Origin of the sequence: Streptomyces sp. NPDC058683, assembly GCF_042716195.1 — a bacterium.
In the GTDB taxonomy this organism is placed as follows: Bacteria; Actinomycetota; Actinomycetes; order Streptomycetales; family Streptomycetaceae; genus Streptomyces.
On record NZ_JBHXSK010000123.1, the window covers coordinates 1 to 4673 of the forward strand.

Here is a 4673-nt window from a genome sequence, read left to right on the forward strand (position 1 = left end):
CGTGGACGGGTTCCGGGCGGCAGGTCCCTTACCGCGAACCCGGCCTCGAGACCAGCGGCCACCCCTGGCCACACACCAGCCCAACCGCGAGCAGCACAGGCGGGGGCGTCGCCGGCGGCACCACGAACCCTGCGGAATGCCAACCGGCGACGCTCGCGAACCACCCCCGGACGATCCCCCTTCTCCTTCTCCATGCGGGCCGCTCCACTCCGCGAGATAGTATTACATGATACTGTCAAGAACGTGACGGTTGCAGATGTACCGGATAGAGAAGGGGTGCAGGCGATCATGAACGTCTATGAAGCGGTCGCGAGTCGGCACGCTGTGCGGGAATTCACCGACCAGCAGGTCCCTCGGGAGGTGCTGGAGCGCGTGCTGTCCGCCGCGGCGTGGGCGCCTTCCGCATCGAACCTCCAACCGTGGCATGCCTACGTGCTGACCGGCCGACCACTGGCTGAGCTCAAAAAGCGCGCCGGTGAGCGCATAGCCACAGGCGACCCCTGGGACGAGCCGGAGTACGAGCAGTACCCCGCGATGCTCAAGAGCCCCTACCAGGAGCGTCGGTCCGCCTTCGGCGAGCAGCGCTACGGCGCACTCGGCATTCCGCGTGCGGACCTCGAGGCGCGGCAGAGGGCCGCTGCCGCGAACTGGGACTGCTTCGGGGCACCCGCCGCCCTGTTCTGCTATATCGACCGCTGCATGGGCCGACCCCAGTGGTCCGACGTGGGCGCGTACCTGCAGTCCGTCATGCTGCTGCTCCGCGCCGAAGGGCTGCACAGTTGCGCGCAGATGGCCTGGGCCAAGTATCACAAGACCGTCGCGGAGATCCTGTCGCCCCCGGATGAGCTTCTCCTCTTCTGCGGCATGTCGATCGGGCACGAGGACGCTACGGCAAGCCAACCCCGTATCGGCCGGGCGCCGCTTGAGGAGACAGTGACGTTCGTCGACGGTTGCTGACACCGTCTGCGTCCGTGGGGGGACTCTCGCCCGTCTGGGCCCTCACGCCTGCAGCGTGGTCCGGCCACGCACCGATGCAAGCACCAAAGGCCCGGGCGGACGGGACATCGGAACGACATCCGCGATCGAGAAACGGCGCAGAGCGCTGATCATCGCCAGGCCGCGTCCGCCCGGCTTCAACGTCCGGTTCGGCTTCATCAAGCCCCAGCCTGCATGGACGTGTTCATGGTCGTCCCGAAGACCGCATGCCGCCCGTTTCGTTAGCACGAGGAGGGCCGCATCGTCCCGTGTCTCGTAGCGGTGGAACCGGCACATTCCTGCACGAAGGGCATCAGCGACACACGATGCGGGCGGCCTCCACCACCGCGGGCCAGCCACCAGCGGGAGATCGCCTGCGTCCAGGCCTGCACGAACTGAAGCTGATCGTGGACCTCATGCACAAGGGTGGTCCGGACCCAGATGCGCTGGTGCACATCCGAGACCGAGTGGGGCGACCACGTCCCCGACGCCGCCTAATGCACGACAGAGAGCCGACGACAGCGAGCGGACGCAGGTCTCTTGGAAGGGCCGCACAGCAACACCCGGAAGCGATCAGAGCCAGCCATCGCCTCGCTGTGACCGGCGTCCGTGCGAGCCGGGGTCGCCCTGGGTGGGGAGCTGGTTCCAGGAGCGCAGCTTGTCGGGATTGAGGACAACCCAGACCTGTGCGACATGGTGTTCGGCGATGTCGAGGCTGATGACGGCGGCGACCTGGTGGCCGTAGCGGACGATGAGGCCGGTACGCCCGTTGACGGATTGGGTGGTGAGAGTGGTGCGGGGGTGGCGGGCCAGGAGTATCAGCAGGCTGCGAGCGACCTGACGGCTGCCGTGCACGGGCCTGCTGAGTGCGCGGACCTTGCCGCCGCCGTCGAAGAACGCCGTGGCGTCCTGACACAGCAACGACTCCAGCAGTTCGGCATCTTCGTTCACGCAGGCCTGGCGGACGGTGCGGGCGAGGAGATCGTGCTCTTCCGGTGGGGTGGAGTGTGAGCGCTGCATCCGAATGCTGTGCCGGGCACGGTCGGCGAGCTCAACGCACTCGGACTCTGAGCGTCCCACGATGTCACTTACCGTACCGGAGGTCATCCCGAAGACGTCATTGAGCACGAACGCCGCCCGCTCGGCCGGCGACAGAGAGTCCAGCGCGTTCAGCAGAACCCGGCTGACCTCCTTCGCCAGGCCCGCCTGAGCTCCCTCGGCCTCTCCCGCCTTCGTGTGGTGCTCCTCTGTCTGGTCCCTCTGACCGGTCGCACCCCGGTGGGGGTGAGCGAGCAGGTTCAGACAGATCTCACCCGCGGTCTTCGCGAGCCAGTATCGGGGAGTTGAGATTTCCCCACGCTCCGCCTCGGACAGCCCGTACCACCGACGATAGGTCTCTCCGACGACACTCTCCGCCTCACCGGAGCTGCCCAACATCCAGTAGGTGACTTCCAGCAGGTGCCGACGCTCATCGAGCAACTCCGCTACCGGCACCGAGTCAGCATGGTCCATACGGCATCCTCCCCCTCACAAGGCACGGCACTACACAGCCGCACACACTGATCCCGTCCACCTTCACGAGGGCTTCAGAGAATTCTGCGTGCCGACGGCAGGGTGCAACATGCGGACCCCGCGTCCGGCAAAGAGACTCCAGCAGCTCATGTCTGAGTCCTCGCACACGGCACACCTCCTTCATTCCTCGACTCAATCCTTTGACCGGCCATGCACGCGTCGTGTGACACCAGCTGTCCCACACGGCTGCAACGGGCAGTACCCGGTGGAGTGGTTACTGACCTCGCCCTGCCGTACGGCACGCTGGGTTCGGCATCGGACGTGCGGCCGCTACGGGAGAAGCGAAATCAGGAACGGGCGCATCGTCTCCGGCCGCCCGCTCATCCGGCTCGGAACTGCCGTCGGTGCCGTTCCCGGCGGTCCAGACGACCAGCGCGGAGGGCATTTCCTGTCCGTTGGACCACGGTGTGTCAAAGAGTGCGCGATGTCGAGGTCCAGTTCCGGGTAGAACGTGACCATCGCCCCTGCCGGTAACGGCAGTTCGCCGACGGCCTCGACGCCGGAGCCCGCCGCCCACGCACGTGAAGTTCGCAGAGCGTACGAACACCGTCCGGTCTGGTGGCGGATCTCGGTCCCGGTCCCCGCGATCGGCCGGGTGCTGCGCAGGGGGTGCCGCAACGAGACGACAGCGTGTCGTGCCGCTACCGATCCAGCCGTCGCCTCCGGCAAGGAAGGTTGGTACGTCGCATAAGGACGCCCGCGCAGCCACCAGATAGACCAGTCGGGCCAGGACGGTGCGACACGGCCGCAGTGATGGAGCGTTGAAGCCGATCTCGTCACAGAAGTCGGGGGCAGCCGGTCTTCACTCAAGGCAGCAGCGTGGCCCACGAAGGCAACCGAACGCTGCTGTCGCCAAGCGGGACGTTGGCATGGGGTGCGGATGTGACTCGAACGTTGAGAGAGGACCTGGCTGTGCTCGTTGTTCCGGATCCGAAGGTCGTCAGAAGGCTACTGACCCGGTACGCGTCCCTGCGGATCGCGCTCGCCGAAGGCGAAGGACGGGAAGGTACACGTGAGCTTGAGGACGTGAGTTACACGCTGTGCATCACGATGGGAACCCGGAACGTCCACGAGGCCATAGCGGCCGCGGACACGCTGCTCGTGGCCCGGGTCGGGCGGAGCAGTGTCCAGGAGCCGCGCAGCGAGGACGGTTTGCCGGCGGTCCCATCTGGCTGCTCCGTGCCCGTTGATCGATCCTGTACCGCTCCCTAGCTAGAGGTCCGCGCTCGCCTGTCTCGTCGCCAGATCAAGGCGTCCGTCTCACTCGTGATATTCTCATTCAATACCATCTCATGTTTGACTATCGCCGAGTGTCGATCCTCTCCTGGGAGAAAGCCCATGGCCACGTTGCTACACATCGACTCGTCCGTATTCCCGGGCGAGGCGTCCTCGTCCCGTTCCGTCACGGCCGCCTTCCGCAGGACATGGGAGGAGCAGCACCCGGAGGGCACGGTGATCTACCGCGACCTCGCCGCCGACCCCGTCCCGCACATCACCGCCGCCGCCTGGTCCGCCGGGTACGCGGCTCCCACGGAGCGCACCCCGGAGCAGTCGGCCGCGTTCGCCGCGCGCGTGACGCTCATCGAGGAGCTGGAGCGGGCTGACGCCGTTCTGATCGGCGCCCCCATGTACAACTTCTCGATCCCCACGACCCTCAAGGCCTGGCTGGACAGCGTGCTCCTGCTCGGCCGCACCGCCGGCGAGGCCCCGTCCGCCCAGGGCACCCCCGCCGTCGTCGTCGCCAGCCGCGGCGGCTCCTACGCACCGGGCACCCCGCGCGAGGGCTACGACTTCGTGCAGAACTACCTGGAGGCCGTCCTCAAGAACACCCTCGGCCTGGACCTCCACTTCATCGTCCCGGAACTCACTATGGCCCCTCGCAATCCGGCCATGTCCGAACTGGTCCCTCTGTACGAGGCGTCCCGTAAGGGTGCCCTGGAGGACGCGGCCGCCAAGGCCAAGGAACTCGCGGAAGCCCTTGCCGCGTAGAACACCCTGCATTGGACACCGTGTGACGTCTCGACGTATCGACGGAGGCGTCACACGGTGTCAGTGTCGCCCGCACCCCGACCGAGACGGTGCCACGCCTCGGGCCGACGACGAAGTCCTGCTCGCGGTTGGGCTCT

Annotated in this window: 4 protein-coding genes; 3 read left to right on the forward strand and 1 reads right to left on the reverse strand. The window is 66.8% G+C overall.

The window, feature by feature from the left end; all coding sequences use genetic code 11:
- Positions 1-288 precede the first annotated feature (288 nt).
- Complete coding sequence (locus ACFWXC_RS52885) at positions 289-957, forward strand: nitroreductase (RefSeq protein ID WP_384491503.1); 669 nt, start codon at positions 289-291, stop codon at positions 955-957.
- Positions 958-1548: 591 nt separating this feature from the next.
- Here the strand turns inward: ACFWXC_RS52885 and ACFWXC_RS52890 are convergent.
- Positions 1549-2487 (reverse strand): RNA polymerase subunit sigma, encoded by a 939-nt coding sequence (locus tag ACFWXC_RS52890; RefSeq protein ID WP_384491505.1) that lies wholly within the window; start codon positions 2485-2487, stop codon positions 1549-1551.
- A gap of 972 nt (positions 2488-3459) precedes the next feature.
- On the opposite strand from ACFWXC_RS52890, the gene ACFWXC_RS52895 reads away from it, so the two are divergent.
- Positions 3460-3759, forward strand: a complete 300-nt coding sequence (locus ACFWXC_RS52895; RefSeq protein WP_384491509.1) for a DUF5133 domain-containing protein — start codon at positions 3460-3462, stop codon at positions 3757-3759.
- A 126-nt stretch (positions 3760-3885) separates the two neighbouring features.
- Positions 3886-4536, forward strand: coding sequence for an FMN-dependent NADH-azoreductase (locus ACFWXC_RS52900; protein WP_384491507.1), 651 nt, complete (start codon positions 3886-3888; stop codon positions 4534-4536).
- Positions 4537-4673 lie beyond the last annotated feature (137 nt).